Source organism: Bradyrhizobium sp. UFLA05-112 (assembly GCF_053572325.1).
In genome coordinates this window covers 1-2750 of sequence record NZ_JBANBK010000190.1, presented here as the reverse complement: position 1 = coordinate 2750, position 2750 = coordinate 1, and the positions used below count along the sequence as shown (strand labels likewise).

Sequence of the window (2750 nt, the reverse complement as noted above, 5' to 3'; positions counted from 1 at the left end):
ACCGCCTTTGTGCCGGGCGGGCGATTGAAAGCCGCCTAAGCCTCTCCTGAATGGAGTGTGCTCAGACGCGCTGCGACGTAAGCGCTTAGCCGACCCTATTGATGCCGGCTTGACGTTTTGCGGAACCGCCATGGCATGAGGTCGTCAATTTTGCTTTGAGGATGGCCGGGGATGATCGCCTCGAGTGTATCGGCGATGTAGGTGACCGGGTTGACGTCGTTGAGCTTGCAGGTCGCCACGATGGATGCGAGCAAAGCCCAGTTTTCGGCTCCGACCTCGTGACCGGCGAAGGAGCGCGTTTTTTCTGGTCAAGCAGATCGGCCGGATTTCGCGTTTTCAACCGGATTGGTGTCGAGCTCGAGACGCCCGTCATCGAGGAAGCGCGTCAGCCCCTGCCAATGATTGAGCGCGTAGCGGATGTCATCAGCGAGCGTCGAGCCGCTCGAGATCATCGACAGTTGTTTCTCGAACCATGGCTTCAACGCCTCGACGAGCGGCAGCGAATGTTCCTTGCGCGCAGCCAGCCGGACGTCCGGCGATGAACCGCGGACTGTGGCTTCGATGGCGTAGAGCTGTGCGATCCGCCGGACGGCGGCCTCGGCGATCGGCGATTTACTGTTACGGGCCAATTTGACGAAGCGCCGGCGCAAATGGCTCCAGCAATGTACGAGCGTCCATGGCCCTTGCGTCGGGCGACTTCGATCAGCCGATCATAACCGTCATAGGCATCGCATTGCAGGAAGCGTCCGTTGAAGCCGTCCAGGAACTGCTCAGCGAAGGCAGGCACCGCTGCGACCGGGGGCATATCGGAACAGCACGATCGGCGGACTTGGGCCGCTATGGCCGCGGTCGTCGGAGACGATCGCCCAGAAGTAGCCCCTCTTCGTTTGACCACGCCCGGCATCGAGCACCGGCGCCGTGGTTTCATCCATGAACAGGCGATCCGCCGCTGCCAGATGGCGGCGCATGTGGTCGGCAACGGGCTGCAGATGGAAGCAGGCGCGACCTGACCAATTGCCCAATGTCGCCCGATCAAGCCGGATCCCCTGTCGCGCATAGATTTCGGCCTGACGGTAACGGCGTATCGTCGCCGAACTTGGAGACGATCACGTGTGCAATGGCCGCTTCGGTCGGCAGCCCGCCGGGCACGACATGCTCGGCCGCGTGTGCCTGCACGACAGCGCCCGAGCAGCGACGGCAGACGTATTTCGGGCGGCGCGTGACCAGCACGCGCCATTGTGCCGGAATCACGTCAAGGCGTTTGCTGACGTCCTCGCCGATCTTCGTCATCGCGCCGCAACCGCACGGACACAGCGTGCTCGCAGCCTCGATGATCCGCTCCACCTGCGGCAAATGGGCAGGCAAGCAGCCCCGATTGCGATGACGGTCCTGATCCGATCCAGCGCGCGATCGGCCCCTGATGACCGCCGCAGCCTTCTCCTGCGCCGCGTCCAGGACGCCTTGCGCGATCTCCACGTCTTCGAGCGGCAAATGATATTGATCTGGCCGCAGCTTCTCGGACTTCGCTCCGAACTTCTCCCGGCGTAGTTCGCCGAGAATGACCTCCAACCGGCGCCGCGCTTCTTCCGACATTGCCAGCGCCGCTTGATGCTCGCTCAACGCCGCCTGCGTTTGCGCCAAAAGCGCCTTCAAGCGTTCATTATCGTCGCGAAGCGTCGCGGTGCTCATGCGCCATGTCGAGCACATCTGCGCCGCCGGCGCCATGCCCAACTCGGCCGCAGTTATCCAGCGATCTGTGGGCGACGCGCTTCCTCCGGGCGGACCAACCTCCAGTCCAAGCCTTCGAACAATGCCGCGAACATCGCCGGCGATATCCGCATCACACCGTCCGCAATCTTTGGCCATACGAACTTGCAGCCCTCAAGGCGTTTGTACACCAACACCAGGCCCGTTCGATCCCAAACCAGAATCATGATCCGGTCCGCCCGTTTCGACCGGAACACGTAGGCCGCACCGCTCAATGGGTCGAGACCAAGCATCTCCTGCACCTTGGCAGCAAGCCCATCGTGGCCGCAGCGGAAGTCGACAGGACGCGTCGCGATATAAATCTTCAACTCGGCGCCAGGTACAATCATCGTGACGCTCGCACCGCGCGGATCACCCGAGACAGCTGCTCTCCATCTATCGCCGCGTCTGTCTGCACGACGACGTCGCCAATCGCAATTTCGAGCTTGGCCGCCGGAACGTGACATTCCTCTAACGGCCCCTCCACAACCAGCGGCGCGAACGGCGGCTGCGATGCCCCGCACGACGGCAATTCGCCTCGCTGGCGAAAGCGTCGTCGCCCATCGTAAATCTGCCAGCGCGTCGCCCCGTGCTTGCGCGCTACTTCCGACGCCTGAGCGCCGGGCAGCAGACTTTCGGCGACGATCCGAGCCCGCTCAGCCTCCGAACGCACACGAAGCCCGGACGGTCCTTCAAGCACTTCAAGCCGGCTGACCGACCCAACCGACGAGCCGTCCAAATGGACGTCCTTTTTGCCGTCCAACTCCATCCCAAACCTCCGTTCAAGCCGGAGGCTTCTTCGCACATCTAATCTAAGACGGAAGCCAGGGTATCGGCTTAGCGCTTACGCTGCGACTGCCACAACGCGCACATCAACATCCAGTTGGGATCGCAGATGGTGCGAGTCATTTGCCCGCGATGCGCAGCCGCTTCATCGCGCGCATGACTGACATCGCATTCCAGGCATCACCGCCACGCGGCGGCGGAATGTTGCGGCTGGTCAG

General features: G+C 62.7%; 4 protein-coding genes and 1 pseudogene. All 5 read right to left on the bottom strand.

The window, feature by feature from the left end; translation table 11 throughout:
• Positions 1-95: 95 nt before the first annotated feature.
• Positions 96-254, bottom strand: coding sequence for a transposase domain-containing protein (locus SO180_RS42260; RefSeq protein WP_449384686.1), 159 nt, complete (start codon positions 252-254; stop codon positions 96-98).
• A 54-nt stretch (positions 255-308) separates the two neighbouring features.
• Positions 309-1022: pseudogene (locus SO180_RS42255) on the bottom strand (IS66 family transposase).
• Positions 1023-1032: 10 nt separating this feature from the next.
• Positions 1033-1689, bottom strand: coding sequence for an IS66 family transposase zinc-finger binding domain-containing protein (locus SO180_RS42250; RefSeq protein WP_449384685.1), 657 nt, complete (start codon positions 1687-1689; stop codon positions 1033-1035).
• A gap of 53 nt (positions 1690-1742) precedes the next feature.
• Entirely contained in the window at positions 1743-2096 is a 354-nt protein-coding gene (tnpB, locus tag SO180_RS42245; RefSeq protein WP_449384684.1) for an IS66 family insertion sequence element accessory protein TnpB, read from the bottom strand.
• Entirely contained in the window at positions 2093-2515 is a 423-nt protein-coding gene (locus SO180_RS42240; RefSeq protein ID WP_449384683.1) for a transposase, read from the bottom strand. Before SO180_RS42240 ends, tnpB begins: the two co-directional genes overlap by 4 nt.
• Between the last annotated feature and the right edge of the window lie 235 nt (positions 2516-2750).

Coding starts and splice junctions, on each gene's coding strand:
- SO180_RS42250 (WP_449384685.1), bottom strand. CDS start 1,689: ATGAGCACCGCGACGCTTCGCGACGATAATGAACGCTTGAAGGCGCTT.
- tnpB (WP_449384684.1), bottom strand. CDS start 2,096: ATGATTGTACCTGGCGCCGAGTTGAAGATTTATATCGCGACGCGTCCT.
- SO180_RS42240 (WP_449384683.1), bottom strand. CDS start 2,515: ATGGAGTTGGACGGCAAAAAGGACGTCCATTTGGACGGCTCGTCGGTT.